Here is a 26,875-nt window from a genome sequence, read left to right on the forward strand (position 1 = left end):
CATCGTCATGCTCAGCGCAGTCCCCTGAACATGATCAACTCAGCCCTAAACCGGCTACCTCATGACGCCGCTGTTACACCACGCCATGGGACACGATCCAGCCATAAACAGCATATCTAAGCTCTTAAGTGGGTCGTTCTGGTGTCTTGAGTGATTTAGTTATTTGCATACTCTATCGCCTCCTTGACGCCAATCCTTGCTATTTTTCATCTGGACCCATTTTGGTGGAAACCCTGTTTCACCAAAATGGATCGTCTAGGATCGGCGCGACCTCTGGGTCGTCAAGTGTCCGTTTTCTGCGAAAACGGATCGCACCGCGACGCAGCGAAGCTGCGCACTTGACTACCCAGATGTCGCACGGACAATTGAAACAGCGTTTTGGTGGACCACAGGGATCACCAAAACGCTTCCAGATAAGTTGCCTATTGCAAACCTGTCATTCCCGCCGGAGCGCGAGCTGCGAGCGGGGACCTCAGTTAGTTTGCGGATCAAGATCAGGGACTCGGCTTCGCCGTCCGGGAGGACAGGCTTGTCCCCATCACAAGCTAATCACAAAAAAGTGAGAAAGACTTAACGCCTTCTGGTTAAGTATAGTCTTGAATAAAGACGAGGGATGCGGCCATGAAGCGTGTATTGGCAGGTGTTGGAATTGTAGCATTGGTGGCAGTAATCGGCATTGGCACCGCCAAAGCCTTGATGAGCGGCGAAGCGCCACACGCGGCGGCAGAAGCAAAGCATGGTGCCGCAGATGCCCATGCAGCCCCCGCAGCACACGAATCTAAAGATGCCCACGCGGCTCCAGAGGGCGAGAAAAAGTCTATCCTGTCGCACTTAATTCCCGGAAAAGATGGCGCACATTGGGGTTATGAGGGCTCAACTGGGCCTGAAAACTGGGGCCAAATCGCCGAAGCCAACAAGGCTTGTGCCTCTGGTCTCGAACAATCCCCAATCGACTTAACTGGCGGTGTTGACGCTGAAGTCGCCAACATCGCCCTGCACTGGAAGCCCGCGGCCTGGAACGTGCTCAACAATGGCCACACTATCCAAGTAGAAGGCAAAGATGGCGGCTATGCCACCATTGATGGCGAGCGGTTTGACTTGCTTCAATTCCACTTCCACACGCCTTCTGAACATACGATTGATGGACGCAATTATCCGATGGAAGTTCACTTCGTGCACAAAAATGCCGAGGGCAGACTGGCCGTTATCGGCGTCTTGATGATGCCAGGTGGCGAGAATTCCTTGTTCTCGACCATCATGGAAAAGGCCCCGAAGGAAGAGGGCTCAGCCAGTGTCGGTATGATCGAGCAACGCGGCATGATCGCCCCTATTGATGGCGTTTATCGCTATCAAGGATCGCTGACCACACCACCTTGTTCTGAAACAGTTTTATGGACCGTTCTTTCGACGCCAATTCTGGTTTCGCAAAAGGATGTAGAGGCATTCCAAGCCTTGTTCCCCATGAATGCAAGACCGATCCAGCCCGTCAACCGCCGCTACGTGCTGCGCGACTAAGGTTTGAGGGTAGGTGGGGGGCCTACATCCGCCAGACCCTTCTCAAACGCACAAAAGAGTATATCCTTCCTTCCTGGGTTTGGGCTGTGTCCTCGCCTTAGGGGAGACTGATTGTCATGGTGCTAAAGACGGCGGCTTCAGTTTTCGGGTTTCGCTTACTGGCGATGGGACTGGCTGTCTCCGCGCTGCTTTCACCACACCATTTGGCCGCGGAGACCGCAACAAACCCCAATCCCGGCTATTTAATTGTTGTTGGGAAAACTACAGACCGCGCCAAGATCGGCGCATATGCAGCCTCACTCCCACCCATTTATGCCAGTCTTGATGGCAATTATCTCGCCATCGGGGCCCCTGGGCGCGGGGTGACGTGGCTAGAAGGGCCGTGGACAGATCGCTCGGTGATTTTTGCTAAATTTCCCACCCGTGCCGGGGCTGATGCTTTCTGGTGGGGGGAGGCTTACCGGACCGCCATTCGCAAGCGCGACAATGCCGGCGTGTTCAGCGTAGTAGCCATCGAAGGAACTGGCCCAACTCCGTTTGAAGGGGCAGGGGCAGGGTTTCTGATCGTTATGACCGGGCCCACCGGCAAAGGTGCTGCCGAGCAAGAGGCCTCTGAGCGCGCCGCAGCCAGCCTTATAGAAGGCGTAAAGCGCTCTGGCGGGCAATTGGTCAATTCACCGGGCATTGGCCAGTTCACGCCCATGGAAGGTGACACTGTGTTTGATCGCTTTGTGGTCGCCGCTTGGTCCAGCCTCGCGGCACGTGACACTTATCTCGCAAGTGCCGACGCAGCGGAAGCAAAACGTCTGCGCGCTTTGGCTGGCATCAGCGCTGTTGCCTCTGCAAACGGGGTTCCACGCAACCAAGCTCCGACTGCGGTTTCGCCAAAATAAGGCGAATCAAACTGGGTGTTGTGGCGGCCATTTGAGGCACTTGATCACGCAATTTGATCGACAAATTTCTTGTTCCATTGACGCTCAAAAGGGTCCAAATCGACCCAAGAACAGCTCGGGCATGCCCCCTATGCGGAATTGCAACGGTGGCGTAAGCGCCTAAAACCCTTTACTTAATTCTGTTACTTTTCCCCAATTTCGCGAAAGTTCCAGCGTGCGACTGCGTTGCTGCGTTTGCGAAATGGGCCTCCACGGGCTAAAAGCCACTCATGAAGTCGGGACAGACCGGCCTCTCTAGGACCTTCGCGCGTGATGCTGCGACCGTCCTAGGGACTGTGTGTTTGATCGTATGCCTCAGCACGATCGCTCATGCAGAACCTGTGGTGGAAGATGCCCAGATTGATGCCGACATAACCACGACCCAATCCCAGGGTACTCCGCAATCGAAGCGCAACACGGCCGAGCTCGACCGTGCGCGTCAGGTACGGTGTCTGGCTGAGGCAGTATACTATGAAGCGAAGGGTGAGCCCCGTCGCGGCCAAGAAGCAGTAGCTGAAGTGGTTGCAACGCGGGTGGCTTCAAAGGCATATCCAAAGAGTTTCTGTGGCGTTGTTTATCAACGTTCAGGACGGACTTGCCAATTCTCGTGGGCGTGCAGCGCGAAGCGCGCCCCAAGTGGTCTACAATGGCAACGTGCCAATGAGATCGCAGAACGTGTCGTCGATGGGTGGAGACCCGGTGTAGCACCCGGTGCGACCCACTTCCATGCGACGTTTGTTGCTCCAAGTTGGGCGCGCGTCTATCGCCGCGTCACCAGCATTGGGGGCCATGTCTTCTACCGCTCGAATGTGCGGTAAACCCAAACGAAGTCCATTTTGACTTCCAACCTATCAGATGCCCTCGCTGTCTCCGGCGAGGGCATTTTGTTTTTGCTTTTAGCCATTCAAGACGCTTTTGCGCATTTGCTTGGCAAGATATTTGGGCAGGAAGCGGCTAAAGAAATGCGCGCGATCTGCGGCCTTGCCGACTTTGACAATGACGTCGTCCCCGTGCACCGCATCCCAGGTTCGTGCGGCAGCCATCTCGACGGGGTAGACTTCAATGCCGGCCATTGCAGGACGCTCTTTCGAGTTTGACCCTGCCTTTTCCACCATATCGAGGATGGGGGTGTCGACGAACCAAGGGCATAAGGCGACGACGCGAATATTCTTGCGTGAAAACTCAACGTCTAAAGCCTCGCTCAAACCCCGTACCGCAAACTTCGTCGCCGAATAAACGGCTAGGCGCGGTGAGCCAACAAGTCCTGCCGTCGATGCTGTGTTGATGACACGGGCACCTGGCGTTGTTTCCAAGAGCGGCAAGGCGGCATAGACGCCATTCATCACGCCTTTTAGGTTCACGTCGACCACAAGATCGGCGTCATCTTGGCCGACCTCTTCATACCAGCCATGTTTGCCGATCCCGGCATTGTTGAACAAGACATGCATCCGCCCACCCGTGGCATCGCCAAATTGGCTGACAGCATTGCTCCACCCATGGCGGTCACGGACATCGAACACACCCGTGCAATAGGAATCCACCGGCATGTCCGCCGCTGTTTCGGCGATACCTGCGGCGTTGACGTCATAGAGGCCACAATACCAGCCGCGTTGGGCGAAATAATGGGCAGTTGCCCGGCCAATGCCTGATCCAGCCCCGGTAATGAAAATCGTTTTCCGGCCGCGCGCTTCACTCATGTTCTTTCCCCACTGGATGATCTCGCGCGCCGATGGGCGGCGCTGTTGAATGAGACCTGCAGAAACCCTACCGAACGGCACAAATGCACTGCGGTCAAGTGTGCTGGAATGTGATTGGCGCGCTATATGAAAACGCAAGACAGGAGAGTTCTGATGGAAGACCGCGACACGTGGATCAAGCAATTGCGCTATCGCGCTTGGCGGCGCGGGTTCCGCGAACATGATTTCTTGATGGGCACCTTTGCCGACCAGCATTTGGCCAACGCCAGCTCAGAAGACTTAAGCCTCTTTGAAGCCTTGCTCGACCAAGCCGATTGGGACGTTTATTATTGGATCGTTGGCCAAGTGCCGGTTCCGGAAAAATATCAGGGCCCTGTGATGGAAAGGCTGCAAGCGATGAGCTTCACGGTTGAAACCATTCGTCGGACAAGTTGACGGGCGAGACGGAGTCGCACCCTTACGAATGACACAAACATCTGTATACTCGACCTCATGGCAACAGACCTTGATCATTATCCCAGTGTATGGGCCCGTCGGGCGGACTTAATCGTCCATATCGCAGGCCTAACCTTGGCGTTGTTTGGCGGCGGTCTCGCTTTGGGTCTGGCCGTAAGCAACGGGATGCTGGGCAAAGTCGCAGCGGTTTCCATATATGCCTTGGGCTTGATCGCCATGCTGGCGTTCTCACTGGCCTATAATTTTGCCAAACCAAGTTGGCAGCCGTTTTTGCGCCGCTTAGACCACGCGGGCATCTTCTTGATGATTGCCGCGAGCTATACCCCTTTTACCACCCAAGCTTTGACCGGGGCTTGGTCCATTGGCATGACGACAGCTGTCTGGTCGTTGGCGGCTTTGGGTATGGCGGGCAAGATGTTCTTGCCCGGCCTTGGAAAAACGATTTGGGTCGTTCTCTATCTCGCTCTGGGCTGGATGGTCGTCATTGCCATAAAGCCGATGATTGAAGAAGTTCCCGCTGTCGCGATGTGGCTTTTGGCGGCGGGTGGCGTTGTCTATTCCGTGGGTACAATCTTCTACGCCGCTAAAGGACTAAAGTTCCGCCGCGCGATTTGGCACGGCCATGTCGTGGCCGCCGCGGGCTTGCATTACGCCGCCATACTGGTCGGGGTTGTGCTGGTTGGGACCCACTAGACCGCCCCTTTAGCCGACTTGTGTTGGCTTTCTGCAAAAATGTTTCTTACGGGTAAGAACATTTTTGATCTCCCCTTGTCACCGCTTTCGACCCTGCTTTTAGGTGAGCGCGCTCATCGAGAGCCCTGATGCACAGGTTGATTGGAGAAACGATATGAACATGATCACGCGTTTGGCTGCGGGGGCAGCATTAGCTATGGCTTTGACGATGGGTGCCGCCGCACCCGCTATGGCGCAGGAGTCGAGCTATAAGCCGGGCTCGGTGTTTGTCGCGAGCAGCATCGAGGTTCTGCCCGGTCAGTTTGAAAATTACATGGACTATTTGGCAGGCCGGTGGAAAACGATTCAGGAGTTTAGCAAGAAGGAGGGGATCGTACTCAGCTATCGTGTTTTGCGAGTTAATCATGCCCGCGACGGCGAACCAACTTTAATCCTGTTGATCGAGTATAAGGATTACGGGACAATTGCTCAAAAAGAAGCTTTTGGCAAAAAACTAGATGCATTCTTAGCTGAGACGGACCGCATTGCTGAGACTGCCACAGCTTCGCGCGGTAAGATGCGTGAATTAAAGGGCACAATGGAGCTACAAGAGCTCGTTTTGAAGTAAATCAAGCAATATCTCTGGAACAAAGGGCTGTGGATGGACGCCATCCATGGCCCATTTTGTTTCGCCCGCCTGCTTGACGCTCTTTGCTAAGCGCCGCACAAGATCCTCAAAACAACAGGGGAGAGAACACCATGGCGAAAATCGGCTATTTGTGCGTTGGCACCAATGACTTTGATAAGGCGACAGCCTTTTACACCGCGCTGCTGGCTGAAGTTGGTGGCAAGCCCTTGATGCCAACACCTGCGGGCTTGATCTATCGCCTGAGCGAAGGGGCGATGCTGATGGTGACCCGCCCGCACGACGGCGCGCCGGCAACCTTTGGCAACGGTGCCATGATCGCCATCCAAGTCGACACCCTTGCCGAAGTCACCGCTTTGCATGCTAAAGCGCTGGAGTTGGGTGGCACGTGCGAAGGCCAGCCAGGCCCACGCGGGGCCTTTGGTGACTTTGCTTATTTCCGCGATCTCGATGGCAACAAGCTGGCCGCCTATTACTCGGCCCGTTAAGGCTAAAGACTGAACCGGCAGCTACTGAGCACTGACCCTCGCCAAGGGGGCAGGGGATCGCTATATCGCGTGACCATCCTCCTCAAAAGCACAGCGCCCGATGCCGATCTCTCTTGTCGAAACCCTCGCCAACGCCGTTGGCCCGTTGCGTGTGTCAGGTGCCGTTGAAGGCTATGACGCTGGGCTGATTGCGCGTGCCGCTTTACTGCGGGGCGGGGTGACGTTGCATGTGGCGCGCGACGATGCGCAGGCGTCGAGTTTTCTGGCCGCTGTTCGTTTCTATGCGCCGAACCTGTCGGTTCTTCGCCTGCCGGCTTGGGATTGCTTGCCCTATGACCGTGTAGGGCCAGCCCCTGAAATCAGCGCAACGCGGCTTTCGACCCTTACCCAATTGATCCGGCGCAAAGAGGGCGATGCGCCGGTACTGGTTCTCACGACGGGGGCGTCGCTTCTTCAGCGTGTTGCGCCAAGGGACCGGCTACGCGCCGCGTCTTTCTCGGCCCGGCCCGGCCAGATCCTTGATGTCAGTGCTGTTCAGGCCTATTTTGCCGCCAATGGCTATGTGCGCACCGCGACTGTGCGCGAGCGGGGTGACTTTGCTATACGAGGCGGGGTGATTGATTTGTTCCCGCCGGAACTGCCAGAGCCCGTGCGCCTTGACCTGTTTGGCGATACGCTGGAAAGCATCCGCAGCTTTGACCCGGAAACCCAACGCTCGACCCATCAATTGCAAGGCGTGGTGTTAGCACCTGTGTCAGAGGCCATTCTGGATGATGTGGCCGCCAGCCGCTTCCGCCTCGGCTATTTGGAATTGTTTGGTGCCGCCCAAGGCGATCCGCTCTATGAAGCCGTCACCAAACGGATGCGCCGCAATGGGATGGAGCATTGGTTGCCGCTATTCCATGAACATATGGAGACGGTATTTGATTATGTCGGCAAGGATGCCCTGATCAGTCTCGACCCCCATGCCTTGGATGCCGCGACCGAGCGGGCGGCCCAAGTGACGGACTATTATGAAGCGCGCCGTATCCCGCCGCCCAAGGGTTCTGCCCCTTACAACCCGCTACCGCCTGAACGGCTTTATGCCACAGTCGCCGAGCTCGAAGGCTTGCTCGCCAGCCGAGATGTCCGCCGCCTCAGCGCCTATCACGAGGCTGAAGGAGGTCAAGCACTGATCGAGAGTGGCGCCAAGGCTGGTCGTAACTTCGCCGCCGAACGCGCCACCGAAGGCGTCAATGTTTGGGATGCGGCCCGAAAGCATGTGGAGGCTTTGGCCACGCAGGGCATAAAGCCCATTCTAGCTGCGTGGACGGAAGGCTCGGCAGAGCGTTTAGGTCATGTGTTGCAAGAACATGGCATGGCGGCACTCTTCCCGCTGCCCAATGCAGAAGCGATTACCCTCATGCCCAAAGGGGCGATTGGTCTGGCCGTTCTGCCGCTAGAGCGCGGCTTTGTTGCCGAAGACTATGCCATCCTGTCTGAGCAAGACATTTTGGGTGAGCGCTTGGGCCGCGCCCGCAAGCGCCGAAAAGCGGCGAGCATCATTTTGGAAGCAGGCAGCCTGTCGGCAGGCGACCTTGTGGTGCACATTGACCACGGCATTGGACGCTACGAGGGCTTGCGCACCTTGGACGTGCAGGGCGCCCCGCACGATTGCCTAGAACTGATCTATGCCGGTGGCGACAAGTTGTTCCTGCCGGTTGAGAATATCGAACTCGTCTCGCGTTATGGCTCAGAAGATGCAACCGCACTTTTGGACAAATTGGGCGGTGTGGCTTGGCAGGGTCGTAAGGCGAAGGCCAAGCAACGTCTGAAAGATATGGCCGAAGCGCTGATCAAGATTGCGGCAGCACGCGCGGCAAAAGTGTCGGAGCCGATTTTGGCGAGCTCTGGCGATTATGATGAATTCTGTGCCCGCTTCCCGTGGGATGAGACTGACGATCAATTGTCGGCGATTGAAGACATCTTCAATGATCTGGCCGCAGGCCATCCGATGGACCGCTTGATCTGTGGCGACGTGGGCTTTGGCAAGACCGAGGTTGCCTTGCGCGCAGCCTTTGTCGTGGCGATGAGTGGCCGGCAAGTTGCGGTGGTTTGCCCCACGACCCTGCTGTCCCGCCAGCACTTTAAGACCTTTAGCGAGCGGTTCCGCGGCTGGCCCATTCGTGTGCGGCAATTGTCGCGCATGGTGGGTACCAAAGAAACCGCAGATACCAAGCGCGACCTCGCCGATGGCAAGATTGACATCGTGGTTGGCACCCATGCGATCTTTGCCAAGGACTTAGCGATCCGTGACTTGGGCCTTGTGATCGTCGATGAAGAGCAGCATTTTGGCGTGAAGCATAAAGAGCGCCTGAAAGAATTGCGCACCGACACCCATGTGCTGACCTTGTCGGCCACGCCTATCCCACGCACCTTGCAATTGTCGCTGGCTGGCATCCGCGAAATGTCGATCATTGCCACCCCACCAGTCGACCGCTTGGCCGTGCGCACTTATGTGACGCCGTGGGATCCGATCACCATCCGCGAAGCCTTGCTGCGTGAGAAATATCGCGGCGGCCAAGCCTTCTTTGTCGCCCCACGGGTGGAGCACCTTGACGACATTGAGCGCTTCATGAAGGAAATGGTGCCGGAAATGACCTATGCGGTGGCGCATGGTCAGATGAGCCCGACCCAGATGGAGCCAATCGTGACGGCCTTCTATGAAGGCGTTTATGATGTGTTGATCTCCACCACGATTGTGGAGAGTGGCTTGGATATTCCTCGCGCCAACACGCTGATTACCTGGCGGGCCGATATGTTTGGCCTTGCGCAAATGTACCAATTGCGCGGCCGAGTAGGCCGCTCCAAGACCCGCGCTTATGCCTATCTGACGGTGCCGGCAGAAAGGCCGATTACGCAAAGCGCCGAAAAGCGCTTGAAAATCCTGCAATCACTCGACAGTCTCGGCGCTGGCTTCCAATTGGCCAGCCACGACCTCGATATGCGCGGCGGTGGCAACCTTTTGGGCGAAGAACAATCGGGCAATATTCGTGAAGTCGGCGTCGAGCTTTATCAGCAAATGCTGGAAGAAGCAGTCGCCAGCCTGCAAGATGGCGGCGAAGTCGTCTCCGCCCGGTCGTGGTCGCCCGCGATTAATCTCGGCGTCGCGGTTCTGATCCCGGAAGATTATGTGGCCGACCTCAATGTGCGCCTGTCACTCTATCGCCGCTTGAGCGAGCTTGAAAGCGATGCAGATCGCGACAGCTATGCCGCAGAACTGGCAGACCGGTTTGGCCCGCTACCCGAAGAAGCGCGGCAATTAATCCAGATTGCGGGCGTAAAAGCGCTCTGCCGTAAGGCCCATATCGCCAAGCTCGATGCAGGCCCAAAAGGGGCGGTGCTAACCTTCCGCCCAGAGTCCGCGCCCGACCCGATGAAGCTGGTTGCCGCAGTGCAAAAGCAGCCCGCTTTGTTCCGCTTGCGGCCAGACGGCAAAATGGTCGTCAATGGCGATTGGTCCACCCCCGAACAGCGCCTCAAGGGTGCCCGCCGCGCTGCCGCCTTCTTGGCTGCAGAAATGGAGTGAGGGGCGGGGGTGGTGTTTGCACCCCCAACTGCCCTCAAGCCTTGAGTTTTGAGGGCATTGCTCCTACATCACCGCTATCACGCACGCGAGCTCGCGGCGCGCGAACCCTTTTTTATTCCTTTGGGGATAGGGCAGGGGTCGTTCGTCCATCCGGCGCGGTTCTCTTCCGAGACCGCTCCTGTTCGCGGAGGCTAGCCGGAAAAAGGATTGAAATACTATGGCAGTGCCAGAATTTACTATGCGCCAATTGCTCGAAGTGGGCGCACACTTTGGTCACCAGACCCACCGTTGGAACCCAAAGATGAAGCGTTTCATCTTTGGTGAGCGCGCCAACATCCACATTATCGACCTCAGCCAAACCGTGCCTTTGTTGCATCAGGCTTTGCTGCGCGTCCGTGACGTAACCGCAAAGGGCGGCCGCGTTTTGTTCGTTGGTACCAAGCGTCAAGCTTCGGACCCTGTAGCTGCTGCTGCAAAGCGCTGCGCTCAATATTATGTCAACAGCCGTTGGCTGGGTGGCACGCTGACCAACTGGCAAACGATTTCGAAGTCTATTGCCCGCATGCGCGAAGTCGAAGCCATTGTGCAAGGCGACGCACCTGCAGGTTTGACCAAGAAAGAAATCCTGAACCTGACCCGCGAATATGCAAAGCTTGAGCGTTCGCTCGGCGGGATTCGCGACATGGGCGGCATTCCTGACTTGATGTTCGTAATCGACACCAACAAGGAAGCGATTGCGATCAAAGAAGCCAAGAAGTTGGGCATCCCAGTTGCGGCGATGATCGACAGCAATTGCGATCCCGACGAAGTTGATTTCCCAATCCCAGGTAATGATGACGCTGCGCGTTCCATCCAATTGTTCTGCGACCTGATCGCAGACGCTGCTTTGGATGGCTTGGCCGAAGGTCAATCGTCTTCGGGCGTTGATTTGGGTGCCATGGAAAACCCAGTTGAGCCTGTTTTGGCTCAGATCACGGAAGAAGCTGTCGCAGAATCGGTTGATGGCGACGTTGAAGCTCCTGCTGAAGCTTAAAAATTCCCGCCTTGGTTTGTGCTGACACAGGCCAAGGCGGACCCAACAAACACTCTACCCTGGAGGCGATTATGGCCGAGATTACGGCTGCCCTCGTTAAGGATCTTCGCGAGAAGACCGGCGTCGGCATGATGGACTGCAAAAAAGCGCTGACCGAAAACAACGGTGATATCGAAGCATCGATTGACTGGTTGCGTGCAAAGGGCCTTTCGAAGGCCGCTAAGAAGGCTGACCGTGCGGCTGCTGAAGGTCTGGTTGGCGTCTATGTCGAAGGCAACACGGGTGTGTTGGTCGAGTTGAACGCGGAAACCGACTTCGTGTCGCGCAACGAGCAGTTCCAAGCAGCCGTCAGCGGCATCACCAAATTGGCTCATGGCTTTGACGGCTTGGAAGCCTTGGGTGCAGCTGCTTCGCCAGCGGGTGAAGGCACTGTCAACGACTATGTGACCAATCTGATCGCCACGATCGGCGAAAACATGACCTTGCGTCGTATGGCCAAAGTGGCGGTCACCCAAGGCGTTGTTGCTTCTTACATCCATACTGCAACCGGTGAAGGCTTGGGCCGCATCGGCGTGTTGGTCGGTGTTGAAACCGGCGGTGACGCTGCTGTCGCTAATGACATCGGCCGCAAGGTTGCGATGCATATCGCTGCAACCGCACCTTTGTCGCTGAAGACCGACGATCTCGACCCTGCTGTGGTTGAGCGCGAGCGCCAAGTTCTGACCGAGCAAGCCCGCGAAAGCGGTAAGTCGGACGATGTGATCGCACGCATGATCGAAGGCCGGATCCGCAAGTTCTATGAAGAAGTGGTGCTCTTGCAGCAGCCATTCGTCATGAACCCAGATCAGACTGTTTCAGCCTTTGTTGCTGAAACGGCAAAAGCTGCTGGTATCAGCGCGGAAGTGACTGGCTTTGCGATGTTCAAGCTGGGCGATGGCGTTGAGAAAAAAGAAGACGATTTCGCCGCAGAAGTGGCCGCTTTGAGCGGTACTTAAGTCAAAGAATCTTCCTCTTTTGGCTGTGATCGCCAAATAGACGGAAATAAGCGAAGTGGAAGATGACACTTTGCTGACAAGAAATAGGGCGGCATGCTTGGCGTGCCGCCCTTGGTCTGTCAGAAGACCTGCCTGCATGCTTTCGGGCGAGTCATGTTAAGGCCCGTCGAGAGCTGGGAGACGCAGCATTATGAATGAAGTAGCCAAGCCAAAGGACCACAAGCCGCGCCGGATCTTGCTCAAGATTTCGGGCGAGGCCCTCATGGGCGATGGTCAGTTTGGGATTGATCAAGAAACCTGTCTTGGATTTGCGCGCGATGTGAAAGCTGCGCGCGATTCCGGCATTGAATTATGCTTGGTCATTGGGGGTGGCAACATCTTCCGCGGCATCTCTGGCGCCGCCAAAGGGATGGAGCGCGCGACGGCTGATTATATGGGCATGCTGGCTACCATCATGAACGCGCTGGCCCTTCAGGGGGCACTCGAAAGCATCGGCGTTCATACCCGCGTTCAATCCGCCATTCCGATGCAGACGGTGTGTGAGCCTTATATCCGTCGCCGGGCAATGCGGCACATGGAAAAGGGACGGATCGTCATTTTTGCTGCTGGCGTCGGCAGTCCTTTTTTCACGACTGATTCTGGTGCTGCCCTGCGCGCCGCTGAAATGGGCTGTGATGCTTTATTGAAGGGGACGGGCGTAGACGGCGTCTATACAGCTGACCCGAAGGCCGATCCCACAGCGACCCGCTATGACAAGCTGTCCTATACAGATGTCTTGGCAAAGAACCTCAAAGTGATGGATGCGTCTGCGGTATCGATGATGCGCGACAGCAATATTCCCATTATCGTCTTCAATATTCGTCAACCCGGGCGCTTGGCCGAGGTGCTTGCTGGCACCGGAGTCTGCACCGTCATAACGGACAACTGAACTATGCCGACATTTGACATCCAAGATACCAAACGCCGAATGGAAGGCGCGATCACGGCCTTGAAGAACGATTTTCAAGGTCTGCGCACTGGCCGGGCCAACGTCAATCTGTTGGAACCCGTGATGGTGGAATCCTATGGGGCCATGGTGCCCTTGAACCAAGTGGGTGCGATTTCCTCACCTGAGCCGCGCTTGCTGACGGTGACGGTTTGGGAAAAGTCCATGGTGAATGTGGTCGACAAGGCCATTCGCAATGCTGGGATTGGCCTCAATCCGGTAGTGGACGGCATGACTTTGCGTGTTCCCATCCCGCCTTTGAACGAAGAGCGCCGCCGTGAGCTGGTCAAATTGTCCGGCAAATATGCGGAAGCTGCCCGCGTTGCCATTCGCAATGTGCGCCGTGATGCGATGGAACAATTGAAGAAATCTGAGAAAGACGGCGACATCAGCGAAGATCAGTTGAAGAAGCTCTCTACCCAAGTTCAAGAAGCCACCGACTCCTTTGTCAAGCAGGTCGATCAGACCGTGAAGACGAAGGAAGATGAGATTATGCAAGTCTAGGATGGCCGGGGCGCTCGCCGACTGGGCCGCAAAGGCCGCTAATCATCTCTCGCCACGTGGCGATGATGGCGAAAGTGTGCGTCCGCGTCATATCGCCATTATTATGGATGGAAATGGCCGCTGGGCAACCGCCCGTGGGATGCCGCGCGCCTTTGGGCATTCAGCAGGCGTTCAAGCCCTGCGCAATACGGTTGAAGCGGTTGGCGATCTCGGCATTGAGGTGCTTACGGTCTATGCCTTCTCGACCGAGAACTGGCGTAGGCCGCCTGAAGAGATTGAAGCCCTGTTCGGCCTATTGCGTGGCTTTATTCGTTCCGATCTGGCGCGCCTCGATCGTGCGGGGGTTCGAATCCGTGTCTTGGGTGAGCGCGAGGGCGTGCCGGCAGATATCCTGACCTTGATGGATCAGGCGGAACAGCAGACCCAAGGCAACACCATTATGACTTTGGTTATCGCCTTCAATTATGGCGGCCAAGCAGAAATAGCCCGCGCAACTCAAGAGATTGCACGCCAAGTGGCGGCGGGACAGCTTGATCCTGCTACGATTAGTCCCGAGACAATTGCACAATTCTTGCCTAGCCGCGACTGGCCGAACCCGGATCTGGTGATTCGCACCAGTGGCGAGCAACGCCTGTCGAATTTTCTGATCTGGCAGTCTGCCTATGCAGAGTTCCTTGTCTTTGACACGCTGTGGCCAGACTTCGGCCGACCGCAAGTAGAAGAAGCTCTTCGCATCTTTGCTAAGCGAAACCGTCGTTACGGGGGCGTTTAACTTTGAATTCAGCGCCCGAGCATGACCCTAAACAATCTGCTTTACCCATTGGCGTAGCGGCCGACAAAGTAGGCGGGGACCTTTGGGTCCGCTTTGTCTCAGCCTTGGTGATGGTTGCGCTTAGCTTGACGGGCGTATGGTTTGGCGGAATTGGTTGGGCGCTTCTTGCAGCAACCATCATGGCAGCGGTTGCTTTTGAATGGGGTCGAATGATCTCGCCTAAAGCTGTCGATCTGGTCCCGCGTTCGCTGATAGCCGCTGTATGCGGGCTTTGCTTTGTGCTTCTACCGCGCAGTTTTGAAGCTGTGGCGGCTTTTGGCTTCTTCTTGACACTGGTACGCTCACCGCGTGAGTTTGGTTGGCTGGCGATGGCTGGGTCAGCCTATCTTGCCTTGTCTGGTTGGGCACTCGCAGGTTTGCGAGGACAGGATGATATTGGCCGCAGCCTGATGTTTGGCCTGTTCGCAATCGTATGGTCGACCGATTCCATGGCGTATCTGGTTGGCCGCGTTGTTGGCGGACCAAAACTATTTCCTCTCATCAGTCCGAATAAGACCTGGTCTGGCTCGCTTGGTGGCACGGCAGCAGGCATTTTGGCAGGCGGTCTGTACGGATTATTCGCCGGTGCCAATCCGATTGCTTGGGCTTTGGTGGGCTGGCTATTGGCCGTCGTTTCGCAAGGGGGAGACCTATTGGAATCTTTGGCGAAGCGTCATTATGGGGTAAAGGATGCATCAGGGGTCATCCCAGGTCATGGCGGGGTGCTGGATCGACTAGATGGGCATTTAGCCGCGGCCTTGGGCTTTGTGGCCATTTTGCTGGCGATTCCTGGTTTGCACGTTATGCTGACGGGAACATGACGAGATCTTTGACTATTTTAGGGGCCACGGGCTCTATTGGCTTAGCCACCTTGGATGTGGTGATGGAGGCCAATGCACGGGCTCGCGCCGCAAGGCAGGATGATGCCTACCGGGTAATCGCGCTGACCGCCAACCGGGATTGGGCAGGCTTAGCCGAACAAGCCATTCTTACCGGTGCGACCTTTGTTGCCTTAAGCGATAGCCGCTTTGGCCCACAACTCGAAGCCGCCTTGGCAGGACACCAAATCGAAATCGGCCTTGGCCCTGAAGCCTTGGTGGAAGCCGCAGCGCGGCCTGCTGATGTGGTGATGGCAGCCATTGTGGGGGCCGCTGGGCTGGCACCGACACTGGCAGCAGCCAAGCGCGGGGCCACCATCGCTTTGGCCAATAAAGAATGTTTGGTCTGTGCCGGATCGGTTTTCCTAAAAGCGGTGCGCGATGGTGGTGGATCCATCCTGCCGGTCGACAGCGAACATAATGCGATTTTTCAAGTCTTGGACCAATCGGACCGGGTCGAGAAACTGATTCTGACAGCGTCGGGCGGACCTTTCCGGACTTGGAATGCAGCAGCGATTGCCGCAGCAACACCAGAGCAGGCGGTCGCTCATCCCAATTGGTCCATGGGACAGAAAATCTCTGTCGATAGTGCCACTTTGATGAACAAGGGCTTGGAACTGATCGAGGCAGCGCTTCTTTTTGGGATGCCTGAAAACAAGATCGATGTGCTGGTCCACCCGCAATCGGTTATCCACAGCTTGGTGGCGTATCAAGATGGCAGTGTTTTAGCACAATTAGGTGCAGCCGATATGCGCATCCCGATCGCCCACGCTTTGGCTTGGCCAGCGCGATTGGTGACGTCTGCCCCGAGGTTGGACTTAGCAGCAATTGCGAAACTTGACTTCGAAGTACCTGATTTGGAAAGATTTCCTGCGCTTAGTCTTGCGCGCGGCGCGCTGCAGAAAGGGGGGGCAGCCCCCACAATCTTGAACGCGGCCAACGAAGTGGCAGTGCAAGCCTTTCTGGATCGTAATGTTTCCTTTCCAGAAATTGCCGCAATCGTGTCGGAAACCTTGGATGAAGCCTGCCGCCTTGGCATGGATGCTGCTTTGGGAGACTTGGATGATGTCTATGCTGCTGATGAAGCGGGCCGTAGCATTGCCACTCAAAACATTGCGAAACGCAAGTTGGTTTCAGTTTAGGCTGAGACAGGTGCGTATCCTGGGCCGGAGTTCTTGGTGATATGTTAGAAAATATTGGTAGCATCGCAATCAGCCTCGCGTCCTTTGTGACGGTTCTGAGCATCGTGGTTTTCGTGCACGAATTTGGTCACTACCAAGTCGCGCGTTGGTTCAAGGTCAAGGTGGAATCGTTTTCGATTGGTTTTGGTCCAGAGCTTCTCGCTTGGACCGCGAAGACAGGCGTGCGTTGGCGGATCGGCGCTTTGCCTTTGGGCGGCTACGTCAAATTTGAGGGCGATAAGGACGCAGCTTCCCAGCCCGATTTCACCCAAGCCAAGGCCGACAAAAGCAGTGGTTTGTTCCATGCGCAGCCTGTGGGGGTTCGCGCCGCTGTGACGGCTGCGGGCCCTGCTTTCAATTTCGCTTTCTCCATCGCGGTGTTTGCGGTTTTCTTTGCGCTAATGGGTGAAACCATTCAACGCCCACTGATTTCAAAGGTGCTTCCTGACGGCGCCGCTGCGGCCGCGGGCATGAAAGCGGGCGATGAAGTTGTCGCCATCAATGGCCGCCGGATTGATGACTTTGTTGAATTGCAGACCGCCATCATGGTCTCTGGCGGCAAGGAAATGCGGCTGCTGTTAAAGCGGGATGGGGCCGAAATTCCCATAAACGTCACGCCGAAAGTCGTCGAACGCAAGACACCGTTTGGCGATACAGAAACGCAAGGCCTGATGGGCATAGAAACCCGCTTCACCAAGGACACAATTGAGCATCGCAGCTATAATCCGATTGAAGCAGTCGTGCGCGGTGGCGAACAAACCGGCGAGATCATCAGCACGCAGGTGAACTTCATAACTGCCTTGTTGCGCGGTGGCATGTCGGCAGGGCATTTGAGTGGGCCATTGGGCATTTATCAGATCGCTGGCAAAGTCACAGAAAATTCGGTGGAAAGTGCCGGCCCTGATGCCGACGCGGCAAAGGTCGCCGAATCAGTCGGTATCGGTTTGGTGCGACTTGCGGCAGTCCTTTCCATTGCCGTGGGCTTCATGAATCTGCTGCCTCTGCCAGTTCTCGACGGTGGACACTTGGTGTTTTATGCGGCTGAGGCTATTCGTGGTAAACCGATCCCTGAAAAAGTGCAGGCAGTCAGCTTTCAAGTTGGTCTTGTTTGTATCTTGAGTTTATTCGTTTTTGCGACTTTCCAAGATCTCGACAGGGCAGGTTTATTCAATGCGCTGAAAGGCTTTGTCGCCGCGGGCTAGGATTGCTGTGCCAAATTGTCTATCCACCACTTCTGAAACTCGGGCGTGACCTCTATGGCACGCGTGCAACAAGGTTTAACGGGCTCCTGTATGGCATCAATTAAACGTCTGCTGATTGGCGGCGCTGCTGCATTCGCAGCAAGTGCGTGCTATGGCCCGATGGCCTATGCCCAACAGGTTGGAGAGTTCAGCGAAGCTGCGGTCGCGCAAATCATCACAAGTGTAGCGGTGGAAGGCAATCAACGCATCGAGACAGCGACCGTGCTGGCCTATGTTGCCATTCAACCCGGCGAACCGTTTAGCCCAGAGCGGATCGACATCGCTCTGAAAACGCTATTTGCGACTGGCTTTTTTGCCAACGTCGAATTTGAACAGCGCGGCCAAACCTTGGTGGTGAAGGTTGCCGAAAACCCGACCGTCAACCAAGTGCTGTTTGAAGGCAATAGTGCGGTTACTAAGGACAAGCTTGAGAAAGAAGTCCAGATCAAACCACGCTCGTGGTTTACGCAAAACCGCGTGCAGGCAGACATCCGTCGGATGCAGGAAGTTTATCGCCGGTCGGGCAAATTTGCGGCCAATATCGTGCCCAAGATTAAGGTGCTGCCGTCTAACCGCGTCGATCTGATCTTTGAAATCAATGAAGGCCGCACGACAGGCATTCGTAAGGTCAATTTCATTGGCAATCAGGCTTTTTCGGATTCGCGCCTGAAAAGCGTTGTCGTCACCCAAGAGTCTGAGTGGTGGCGCTTCTTTTCGAGCAAAGACAATTATGATCCAGACAAGCTGGATTATGACCGCGAACAATTGCGCAAGTTTTATCTCAATGAAGGTCACTATGATTTCCGTGTGAAATCAGCGGTGGCCGAATTGACGCCAGACCAAAAGGACTTCTTCGTTACCTATGCGGTGGAAGAGGGGCAGAAATACACGTTTGGCGACATCACGGTAAACACCAAGAATTCTAAGCTCAGCGGCGAAGTTCTGCGCGCCTTTGTGCCGATCCGCTCTGGCGCGATGTTTGAACGAGACTTGGTGGAAAAGGCGATTGAATCGATTACCTTTGCCGCAGGTTCATCCGGTTATGCGTTTGTGGACGTACGCCCGCGTGAAACGGCAGACCGCGATAACCGCAAGGTCAATATTGTTTTTGACGTCGACGAAGGCCCGCGCGTTTATGTTGAGCGGATCGATGTGATCGGCAATACTGCGACATTGGATCAGGTCATTCGTCGGGAGTTGCGCTTAGCCGAAGGCGACGCTTTCAACCGCGTCTTGATCGATCGTTCTAAGAACCGCGTGAAAGCTTTGGGCTTCTTCAAAGAGGTCGAGATTGAAGAAAAGCCTGGCTCACTGCCCGACCGTACGGTCGTGGAAGTCAAAGTTGAAGAGCAAGCAACGGGCGAATTGGCCTTCAGCGTCGGCTATGCCTCGCAAGAAGCCTATAATTTCGCGGTTTCAATCTCGCAACGAAACTTGCGCGGCCGGGGCCAGTTCTTGCGCTTCCGCGTGGAGACCAGCTCTCGCACGAAAAATATCGACATCCGCTTTACAGAGCCGCGCTTTATGGGCCGCAATATCGCAGCCGGGATCGACGTCTTCTCGGTTGAGCAGGATTATCTGCGCGAAGCCGGCTTCTTGACCAACTCCACGGGCTTTGGCGTGCGGGGTGGGTTCCCGCTGGCCGAAGATCGCAGCTTAGGGCTGCGCTATACGTACCGGAATGACACCAATGAAATTCCATCCGTGTCCTGCTTCAATGCTGACGGTTCGCCCTTGTTGGACGCAAGTGCGCTGTGTCGTTCGTTAGGTAAAACGACGACCTCGCTGGCTGGCTATTCGTTTAACTGGGACCGGCGCAATGATCCGCGCCGGCCTACACGTGGCTTTGACATCTCTCTCAGCCAAGATTTTGCCGGCATCGGCACTGGGGTCAAATACCATCGCAGCGAATTCAACGGCGGGGTCTATCGCGGGCTATTCCCGGGCTGGCGCGCCAGTGCGACTTTGTCTGCCGGCCATATCGCGGGCTGGGACGACGACACGATCCGCGTGAACGACCGCTTCTTTAAAGGTGGTCAAAGCTTCCGTGGCTTCGAAATTGCCGGTATTGGCCCACGCACGGTCTTCTCTGTCCGTGATGCCGATTCAACGCAACCTGACGGCTTATCCCAAACAGTACGGACGGTTTATGGTGACGCATTGGGCGGCAAGACCTATGGTATCGCCTCGTTTGAGTTGACCGTCCCAACGCCACTACCAGAATCCTATGGTATCTCGGCAGCCTTATTCTTGGATGTTGGTACCCTCGGTGGCCTTGATCCAGTCGATAAAGTAAAGGGTGACATCAACTATGGTACCTATCAAAACACCCGAGATGGATTGGCCTTGCGCGCTTCTGCTGGCTTATCCGTCAACTGGGTTTCCCCGTTCGGCCCTGTTCGTTTTGACTTCTCAAATCCATTCATGAAGCAGGACTACGACAAAGCTGAAACCTTCCGCTTCTCAACAGCGACTAATTTCTAGGGCTGGTCGCCCTCAATGTTCCAGGAGAAACTTCTATGAAAGCACACTATTTCATGGCTGGTGTTGCAGCCTTGTTGGCTGCAAGTGCAGCTCAAGCTCAAACCCCGGTTCCAGTTCCCGCACCTGCTGCAGCTGCAGCGCCTGCGCGCCCAGCTGGTTCGCCTGCTGTGTTGAGCCCGGTTGTCGTCTATGACCTCGGTAGCCTCATCCAAGACAGCTTGGCTGGCCAAGACATGTCCAACAAGCTGAAAGCCATCCGCGATCAAATTAATCGCGAGTTGGAGCCAGATCAGCGCCAGCTCGAGTCTGAATTGCGCGCGATTTTGACGAGCTCGGTGCAGGATTCGCAAAGTGCTGCAGGCCGTCAGCGCCAAGAAGCGTTCCAGCGCCTCAACAATGAATTCCAACAAAAGCAAGAGCGCTTGAGCCAAGTCATGCAATTGACCGAGCGCAATGCGATCGACGCCTTCAACAAAGCCATCGCGCCTGCACTGCAACAAACCCTCGTGGCCCGCAATGGCTTGATTGCCATTTCAGCCAATCAAGTTGAAGCCTTTATCCCTGGCGTCGACATGACCGCTGATTTGATTACGCGCCTCAACGCAACCACCAAGACAATCAGCGTTGTCCGCGCGACATTGCCAACCCAAGGCGGCGCAGCGGCACCTGCAGCGGCTGGCGCACCAGCCGCGGCTCCAGCCGGTGCACCTCTGCCAGCGCGTCCACCTGCAGCAGCGCCAAGGCGTCCATAACGCATTTTCTGCCCTTCAGAAGGGCAGATTTAAGCTCAACAAACAACCAGCGCCGGAAAACGCGGTCTTCTACTTGGAGGCCGCGTTTTCTATCCTGCGTGTCAGGCTTGCGTGGCCCCGCGATAATTCGCTTATAGGGGCTTAGATTGTCCGACTCGGAGCCTAAATGATGATTGATCCGCGCTTCTATAGGCTCCTTGGGCCAAAAAGTCTGCGCGAATTGGCCCAGATCGTGAAGGCTGCATTACCCACGGGCTTCGACCCTGACTTAGCGCTGACCAGCTGTGCCCCCCTCGATCAAGCTCAAGCCGGGGATCTAGCCTTCTGTCAGGGACCAGCTAAAGGCAAGTCGACCATTGAAACCGGAGCAGGGGCTTGTTTGGTTCGGGCGGAGCATGTGGCCCTGTTGCCACCAGGTGTGGCCCCTCTGGTCGTCAAAGAACCGCGCGCCGTGTTTGCAGCCGCCGCCGCTGCCTTGGTCGCGCGACGCGACTTTGACCCGACAGCGCCCGCTGTGCCCGCTTCGGTAAAGCAGGAATCCGATGTTGTGATCGGCCGGGGCGTCGTCATCGGCGAAGACGTCGAGATTGGGCAGGGCACGACGATTGGTCCCAATAGTGTCATCGGGCCGGGTGTCGCCATCGGCCGCAATTGCCGAATTGGCGCGAATGTTGTGATTTATTGTGCCCTGATAGGTGATCGAGTGACCATCTCGTCGGGTAGTGTGATTGGTGAAGTCGGCTTTGGCGTGGCCCCCACGGCCTCTGGTCCTGTCGACGTGCCGCAATTGGGCCGGGCGATACTGCAAGATGAGGTGTCAATTGGTTCGCTTTGTGCTGTTGATCGCGGCGCCTTTGGCGACACCGTGTTGGGGATCGGCTGCAAGATCGATAATTTCACCCAGATCGCGCATAATTGCCAGCTTGGACTGGGCGTTGTGATCGCCGCTTTTGGTGGGATCTCTGGCTCGTGTGAGATTGGGGATAATGTGATGATGGGCGGACGTGTCGGCTTGGGTGACCATATTCGCGTGGGTGAGCGCGTGGTCATTGCTGCTGGAAGCGGCGTTTTAGAATCGGTCCCCGCTGGGCAAGCGTGGGGTGGCTATCCGGCCAAACCGCTGCGACAATGGATGCGAGAATCGGTTGTCCTCAAGCGACTGGTCAACCCAAAACCACCAACAAGCCCGAAGGGCGGGGAATGAAGATGAGCGCCATCATTGATTGTGACGAAATTGAACGCCTGATCCCACATCGCTTCCCATTTTTGCTGATTGATCGGTGCTTTGACTATGTCGAAGGCCAAAGCATCCGTGGGATCAAATGCGTGACGGCGAACGAGCCTTTCTTTCAGGGCCATTTCCCTAACCGCCCGCTGATGCCCGGCGTGTTGCAGATTGAAGCTATGGCACAAGCCAGTGCGGTTCTGATGTCTAAGACCCTCAAGGTTGACGCCAAAACAGCTGGGATCATGTTCATGTCGGTCGATAATGCCAAGTTCCGCCGTCCTGTTCGGCCCGGCGACGTGCTGAACATTCACGTCGAAGTGCTGCTCGGCCGCCGCAATATCTACAAATTTGCCGGTAAAGCTGAAGTGGATGGCCAATTGGCCTGCGAGGCGGAATGGGCTGCCATGAAAGTAGATTTGGCATGAGTGCGACGATCCATCCTTCCGCCGTCATCGAAGAGGGCGCGATTATTCAGGATGGGGCCAAGATCGGCCCATTCTGCTTTATTTCAGGCCAAACCACCGTTGGCCCGGATGCCCATTTAGTCTCGAACGTCACGACGTATGGCCGGGTCTCAATCGGCGCTAACACGCAAGTTTGGCCCTTTGCCGTTTTGGGTGGCCCGCCCCAGATCCATCCCTATCAGGATAGTGATACCCAGCTTGTCATTGGCGCGTCTTGTGTGATCCGCGAGCATGTGACCATGCACAGGGGATCAACGCGCGATCAGGGCCTGACCAAAATTGGCGATGGTTGCTATTTTATGGACAATTCCCATGTCGCTCATGATTGTGTGGTGGAGGATAATTGTATCCTCGCCCGCAGCGCGACCTTGGGCGGCCATGCCCATTTGGCCAAGGGCGTCTATATTGGCGGGCTAGCAGCTGTTCACCAATGGACGCGCATCGGCACCTTCGCCTTTATCGGCGCTTTGGCCTTGGTGACCCGCGATGTAATCCCCTTCGCCATGGCCAATGGAAACCCGGCGCATCTGAAAGGCCTAAACATTGTGGGCTTTAAGCGGCGCGGAAATTCAACGGCGCAAATCCGCGACATCTTGGCCGCGTTTGACATGTTGTTCGGCGATGATGTCACACCGCTGCAGGACCGGATCTCCGATGTTAGCGAAGCTTTCCAGGATAATGAGCAGGTTCAGGCCATGTTGGACTTCTTGAACGGCACTTCCAAACGCGGGATTTGTAGCGCGGAACGCTAAGACCTCCTACATGGAAGCTGTCGGACCTAAAGGGACAACATGCGCGCATTTTCGAAATTGGGCATTATTGCCGGGGCAGGGGACTTACCCGTCCTCTTGGCCCAGCATTGCCGCGATTCTGGGATGCCGGTGCACATCAGCCGGATCAAAGGCATGTCCGACCCGCGCCTCAGCCTGTATCCGGGTAGTGAATGCGCCTTGGCCAATTTTGGCGAACGTATGAAAGCCCTCAAAGCCGATGGCGTGGATGCTCTGGTGTTTGCGGGCCTCGTCAATCGACCCGACTTTTCCACCCTCAAGCCAGACTTACGGGGTGCGCTTGCGTTACCGCGCATCATGGCCGAAATGCGCAAAGGCGATGACGCGTTGTTGCGGGCAGTCCTCGCTGAGTTTGAGCGGGAAGGCTTTGCCATTGTTGGAACCGATGAAGTCTTAGCCGATCTATTGGCTGAAGTGGGCTTGATCGCAGGGAATGAACCAACCGAGACCCAGCTTGAAGATGCGAACAAGGCCATGACCATTGCAGCTGAAATCGGCCGTCTGGATATTGGTCAAGGTGCCATCGTGGTGGATGGCTTGGTCCTAGCGGTTGAGGCTCAAGAGGGCACCGACCGGATGCTGACCCGTGTGCATGAGCTTTCCACCCATATTCGCGGTACCAAAGCGGCCCGTCGTGGGGTCTTGGCCAAGCGCGCTAAGCCTGATCAAGAACGCCGCGTCGATCTTCCAACCATCGGGGTCAAAACGGTGGAGGGGGCTTCAAAAGCGGGCCTTGCCGGCATTGTGGTTGAGGCGGGTAGTGCTCTAATCATCGACCGCTATAATGTGATCGCAGCAGCCGAAGAAGCAGGACTATTCATTCTGGGCGTTCAATTGGATGCCCAGCCATGAAACCCTTCCGGGTCTTTGTCGTAGCCGGCGAGCCATCAGGTGATGAGCTGGCCGCGGAGCTCGTGCAAGCGCTGCGCGCCCGCCGCCCCAATCTGGTCATCGAAGGCGTTGGCGGCGAGAAGCTTGCCAGCCAAGGCATACAAAGCGCTGTATCGATTGAAGGTCTATCCGTTTTGGGCCTAACTGAAGGCTTGGCGGCTCTGAAAACCGTCAATGCACGGGCAAAAGAAACCGGGATTGCCTCAGAAGCCTTTAAGCCCGACACCGTTGTGTTGATCGATTCTTGGGGTTTCACGCTGCGAGCCGCCAAAGCCATTCGCGCACGGGTCCCACAAGCCCGTCTGATCAAAATGATCGGCCCGCAAGTGTTTGCTACACGTCCCGGGCGTGCCAAGACGGTGGCCGAGGTCTATGACGCCTTATTCTGTATCCATGACTTTGAAGTGCCCTTTTACGAGGGCACAGGCCTGCCTGTCACGATTATCGGTAATCCTGCGATAGCGCGGGCAGGAAAAGGCGATGGCGCTGGGTTTCGGGCGCGCCATGGATTAGCAGACAAAAAGATCGTCCTTTTGCTTCCTGGCTCACGCGGTGGGGAGATTCAGCGGGTCGCCCCGGCTCTGGAAGGGGCGGCAGCTTTGATCAGCGGCAAAGACCCATTGGTCCATGTAGTTGCCGTTCTGGCACCTAATGTAGCGGAGCGCTTGGAAGCACGCGCTGCGAACTGGACCTTCCCGCACACTTTGGTGGGCGAGGATGAAAAACTAGACGCATTCGCCGCTGGTGATGTCGCTTTGGCCTGCTCTGGCACGGTTACGACGGAAGTGGCCCTGCAAGAAACGCCGATGGTTCTGGGCTATCGTTTAGGTGCGATCAGCGGCTTTATTATTTTGAACTTCTTGCTGAAGAGCCGCTTTATCTGTTTGCTCAATATTGCTCTTGGGCGGATGGCGATCCCTGAATTTGTGCAAAATGCGTTGACGCCAGAAGCCTTGGCAGAAGCAGCCTCTAAGCTTCTCAATGATCCAAAAGCTGCCCAAGACCAAGTGAGCGCGCAAGCCTTGGCCCTCGACAAAATGGGCCGCCATGATCCTCCAGCCGCAGAGCGCGCAGCTGAGGCATTGTTGAAACTGCTGGACGCGATTTAATCGAACAAGCTGCCCTGAACCGGGCCATCGCTTGCCCGCACTTTTACATCCCCATCGAGGAAGGTCAGGGTCAAATGCGCGTCGGGTTTAATGGCAGACTTGGCGCGGACCACGACGCCTTTATCGGTGCGCACCACGGCAAAGCCGCGCTCTAAAGCCGAGCGATAAGACAAAGCCTCTAACAAGCTCGATTGGCCAGCCAGATGGCGCGTCTTGCCCTCTAAGCTGCGCGTGAGACCGGCTTGCAGGCGTTGGCTTAATAAGGCCAAGCGCTGCTCGGACCGCTTCAGCGCGTCGCGTTCTAGCGCTGTGCGGCGGGTGAGGGCGGCACCTAGTCTTTGGCTGAGGCTGGTGACAAGTTGTGCCCTGCGCGTCACATCTTGGTGCAGCACTTGCGGTCGCAACCGACCACCAATAGCGGCAAGGCCGTGCGCTTTGGCGACGACTAAGGTGCGCAACGATGGGCCAAAGCGCAGGTCAATCACGTCCATGCGCTGGCGTGCACCAGCAAACAGGGTTTCTGCGCGGGGCAGGCGAGCCGTAGCTGCGCGAAGTTCGATCTTGGCACGTTCTAAGCCACGCACCATGGCGCGCGAAAGGCGGGCACCGATCAAGCTCATGCGCTCTTGTAACTCTAGCCGCACCGGGACAGCGATTTCAGCCGCGCCCGTTGGCGTCGGTGCGCGGCGGTCAGAGGCAAAGTCGATCAGAGTGGTGTCGGTCTCATGCCCAATGGCAGAGATCAGCGGGATGGCGCTGGCTGCTGCAGCGCGTACCACGACTTCTTCGTTGAAAGCCCATAGGTCTTCAATGGAGCCGCCACCCCGCGCGATGATCAAAAGATCAGGGCGCGGCACTGGCCCGTCAGCCGGCAAATCATTAAATCCGGCAATGGCGCGTGCGACTTGGTCAGCGGCCTTGTCGCCTTGGACGAGGACTGGCCAGAGCAGCACATGCACAGGAAAGCGCTCGGACAGGCGGTGCAGAATATCCCGGATCACGGCACCGGTCGGGCTGGTCACCACGCCGATTACGCTGGGCAGATAGGGCAGGGCTTGCTTGCGCTCAGGGTCAAACAAGCCTTCCGCCGCGAGGCGCTTGCGCCGTTCTTCCAATTGCGCCAGCAAAGCGCCAACGCCAGCAGGCTCCAGACGCTCAATAATCAATTGGTATTTCGACGAGCCGGGGAAGGTGGAGATTTTGCCTGTGGCAATGACTTCCATCCCTTCTTCAGGCCGGAACTTTAGCGCAGCCGCCACACCTTTCCACATCACAGCAGACAAGACTGCATTGGCGTCTTTCAGGTCGACATAGACATGGCCGGATCTGGCCAGCGTCACCCGCCCCATTTCCCCGCGCACGCGCACATTGCCAAAGTCATCCTCAAGGCGGCGTTTGATCGCGCCTGAAAGTTCAGAGACAGAAAATTCCGGTGCGTTTGAGGGCTCTTTGCTCATGGGTTCTGTCTAATGTGATGTGCGGCTTGGGGGAAGGGTCTTTGCATTTGCGCCTAATGGGTTTGAAACGGTCACTAAAATTACAATTCAGAGAGAA

Annotated in this window: 25 protein-coding genes; 23 read left to right on the forward strand and 2 right to left on the reverse strand. The window is 56.3% G+C overall.

What is annotated here, in order from left to right; translation table 11 throughout:
- Nucleotides 1–621: 621 nt before the first annotated feature.
- From ACIQ20_RS03910 to ACIQ20_RS03920, 3 genes are all read left to right on the forward strand, one after another.
- Nucleotides 622–1,515, forward strand: coding sequence for a carbonic anhydrase (locus ACIQ20_RS03910; protein ID WP_395777612.1), 894 nt, complete (start codon nucleotides 622–624; stop codon nucleotides 1,513–1,515).
- Nucleotides 1,516–1,631: 116 nt separating this feature from the next.
- Nucleotides 1,632–2,408, forward strand: a complete 777-nt coding sequence (locus ACIQ20_RS03915; RefSeq protein ID WP_395777613.1) for a DUF1330 domain-containing protein — start codon at nucleotides 1,632–1,634, stop codon at nucleotides 2,406–2,408.
- A 269-nt stretch (nucleotides 2,409–2,677) separates the two neighbouring features.
- A complete protein-coding gene (locus ACIQ20_RS03920) occupies nucleotides 2,678–3,265 on the forward strand; it encodes a cell wall hydrolase (protein ID WP_395777614.1) in 588 nt (195 codons plus the stop codon).
- A 78-nt stretch (nucleotides 3,266–3,343) separates the two neighbouring features.
- Here the strand turns inward: ACIQ20_RS03920 and ACIQ20_RS03925 are convergent, their stop codons facing one another.
- Nucleotides 3,344–4,144, reverse strand: coding sequence for an SDR family oxidoreductase (locus ACIQ20_RS03925; protein ID WP_395777615.1), 801 nt, complete (start codon nucleotides 4,142–4,144; stop codon nucleotides 3,344–3,346).
- Nucleotides 4,145–4,270: 126 nt separating this feature from the next.
- Between ACIQ20_RS03925 and ACIQ20_RS03930 the strand changes: the two genes are divergently transcribed.
- From ACIQ20_RS03930 to ACIQ20_RS04025, 20 genes are all read left to right on the forward strand, one after another.
- On the forward strand, nucleotides 4,271–4,579 hold the full coding sequence (locus tag ACIQ20_RS03930; RefSeq protein WP_395777616.1) for a succinate dehydrogenase assembly factor 2: 309 nt from the start codon (nucleotides 4,271–4,273) through the stop codon (nucleotides 4,577–4,579).
- A gap of 57 nt (nucleotides 4,580–4,636) precedes the next feature.
- Nucleotides 4,637–5,293 (forward strand): hemolysin III family protein, encoded by a 657-nt coding sequence (locus ACIQ20_RS03935; RefSeq protein WP_395777617.1) that lies wholly within the window; start codon nucleotides 4,637–4,639, stop codon nucleotides 5,291–5,293.
- A 154-nt stretch (nucleotides 5,294–5,447) separates the two neighbouring features.
- Nucleotides 5,448–5,900 (forward strand): hypothetical protein, encoded by a 453-nt coding sequence (locus ACIQ20_RS03940; protein WP_395777618.1) that lies wholly within the window; start codon nucleotides 5,448–5,450, stop codon nucleotides 5,898–5,900.
- A 131-nt stretch (nucleotides 5,901–6,031) separates the two neighbouring features.
- A complete protein-coding gene (locus tag ACIQ20_RS03945) occupies nucleotides 6,032–6,406 on the forward strand; it encodes a VOC family protein (RefSeq protein WP_395777619.1) in 375 nt (124 codons plus the stop codon).
- 100 nt (nucleotides 6,407–6,506) lie between these two features.
- A complete protein-coding gene (mfd, locus tag ACIQ20_RS03950) occupies nucleotides 6,507–9,974 on the forward strand; it encodes a transcription-repair coupling factor (RefSeq protein WP_395777620.1) in 3,468 nt (1,155 codons plus the stop codon).
- 217 nt (nucleotides 9,975–10,191) lie between these two features.
- Nucleotides 10,192–11,007 carry a 30S ribosomal protein S2 gene (rpsB, locus tag ACIQ20_RS03955; RefSeq protein WP_395777621.1) on the forward strand — a complete coding sequence of 272 codons (816 nt, stop codon included), beginning with the start codon at nucleotides 10,192–10,194 and terminating at the stop codon, nucleotides 11,005–11,007.
- A gap of 71 nt (nucleotides 11,008–11,078) precedes the next feature.
- Nucleotides 11,079–12,002 carry a translation elongation factor Ts gene (gene tsf, locus ACIQ20_RS03960; RefSeq protein WP_395777622.1) on the forward strand — a complete coding sequence of 308 codons (924 nt, stop codon included), beginning with the start codon at nucleotides 11,079–11,081 and terminating at the stop codon, nucleotides 12,000–12,002.
- 190 nt (nucleotides 12,003–12,192) lie between these two features.
- Nucleotides 12,193–12,930: a UMP kinase gene (gene pyrH, locus ACIQ20_RS03965; protein WP_395777623.1), complete on the forward strand. Its 738-nt coding sequence runs from the start codon at nucleotides 12,193–12,195 to the stop codon at nucleotides 12,928–12,930.
- Nucleotides 12,931–12,933: 3 nt separating this feature from the next.
- Complete coding sequence (gene frr, locus ACIQ20_RS03970; RefSeq protein ID WP_313588521.1) at nucleotides 12,934–13,491, forward strand: ribosome recycling factor; 558 nt, start codon at nucleotides 12,934–12,936, stop codon at nucleotides 13,489–13,491.
- A 1-nt stretch (nucleotide 13,492) separates the two neighbouring features.
- A complete protein-coding gene (locus tag ACIQ20_RS03975) occupies nucleotides 13,493–14,263 on the forward strand; it encodes an isoprenyl transferase (RefSeq protein WP_395777624.1) in 771 nt (256 codons plus the stop codon).
- A gap of 2 nt (nucleotides 14,264–14,265) precedes the next feature.
- Complete coding sequence (locus ACIQ20_RS03980; RefSeq protein ID WP_395777625.1) at nucleotides 14,266–15,123, forward strand: phosphatidate cytidylyltransferase; 858 nt, start codon at nucleotides 14,266–14,268, stop codon at nucleotides 15,121–15,123.
- Nucleotides 15,120–16,322, forward strand: coding sequence for a 1-deoxy-D-xylulose-5-phosphate reductoisomerase (gene dxr / locus ACIQ20_RS03985; RefSeq protein ID WP_395777626.1), 1,203 nt, complete (start codon nucleotides 15,120–15,122; stop codon nucleotides 16,320–16,322). Before ACIQ20_RS03980 ends, dxr begins: the two co-directional genes overlap by 4 nt.
- A gap of 41 nt (nucleotides 16,323–16,363) precedes the next feature.
- Entirely contained in the window at nucleotides 16,364–17,563 is a 1,200-nt protein-coding gene (locus tag ACIQ20_RS03990) for a M50 family metallopeptidase (RefSeq protein WP_395777627.1), read from the forward strand.
- A gap of 90 nt (nucleotides 17,564–17,653) precedes the next feature.
- Nucleotides 17,654–20,086, forward strand: coding sequence for an outer membrane protein assembly factor BamA (gene bamA / locus ACIQ20_RS03995; protein WP_395777628.1), 2,433 nt, complete (start codon nucleotides 17,654–17,656; stop codon nucleotides 20,084–20,086).
- Nucleotides 20,087–20,121: 35 nt separating this feature from the next.
- Complete coding sequence (locus tag ACIQ20_RS04000; protein WP_395777629.1) at nucleotides 20,122–20,838, forward strand: OmpH family outer membrane protein; 717 nt, start codon at nucleotides 20,122–20,124, stop codon at nucleotides 20,836–20,838.
- A gap of 166 nt (nucleotides 20,839–21,004) precedes the next feature.
- The gene (gene lpxD, locus ACIQ20_RS04005) at nucleotides 21,005–22,042 is read left to right on the forward strand and encodes a UDP-3-O-(3-hydroxymyristoyl)glucosamine N-acyltransferase (protein WP_395777630.1); all 1,038 of its coding nucleotides are present in this window, start codon (nucleotides 21,005–21,007) and stop codon (nucleotides 22,040–22,042) included.
- Nucleotides 22,039–22,491 (forward strand): 3-hydroxyacyl-ACP dehydratase FabZ, encoded by a 453-nt coding sequence (fabZ, locus tag ACIQ20_RS04010; RefSeq protein ID WP_395777631.1) that lies wholly within the window; start codon nucleotides 22,039–22,041, stop codon nucleotides 22,489–22,491. The genes lpxD and fabZ overlap by 4 nt, the downstream gene beginning before the upstream one ends.
- Nucleotides 22,488–23,282, forward strand: coding sequence for an acyl-ACP--UDP-N-acetylglucosamine O-acyltransferase (gene lpxA / locus ACIQ20_RS04015; protein WP_395777632.1), 795 nt, complete (start codon nucleotides 22,488–22,490; stop codon nucleotides 23,280–23,282). Before fabZ ends, lpxA begins: the two co-directional genes overlap by 4 nt.
- Before the next feature lie 39 nt (nucleotides 23,283–23,321).
- A complete protein-coding gene (locus ACIQ20_RS04020) occupies nucleotides 23,322–24,173 on the forward strand; it encodes an LpxI family protein (protein WP_395777633.1) in 852 nt (283 codons plus the stop codon).
- Nucleotides 24,170–25,321, forward strand: coding sequence for a lipid-A-disaccharide synthase (locus ACIQ20_RS04025; RefSeq protein ID WP_395777634.1), 1,152 nt, complete (start codon nucleotides 24,170–24,172; stop codon nucleotides 25,319–25,321). The genes ACIQ20_RS04020 and ACIQ20_RS04025 overlap by 4 nt, the downstream gene beginning before the upstream one ends.
- Here ACIQ20_RS04025 and xseA read toward each other — a convergent pair.
- Complete coding sequence (xseA, locus tag ACIQ20_RS04030; RefSeq protein WP_395777635.1) at nucleotides 25,318–26,778, reverse strand: exodeoxyribonuclease VII large subunit; 1,461 nt, start codon at nucleotides 26,776–26,778, stop codon at nucleotides 25,318–25,320. The genes ACIQ20_RS04025 and xseA overlap by 4 nt on opposite strands.
- Nucleotides 26,779–26,875 lie beyond the last annotated feature (97 nt).

Source organism: Aquidulcibacter sp., assembly GCF_044346625.1.
Taxonomy (GTDB): domain Bacteria; phylum Pseudomonadota; class Alphaproteobacteria; order Caulobacterales; family Aquidulcibacteraceae; genus Aquidulcibacter.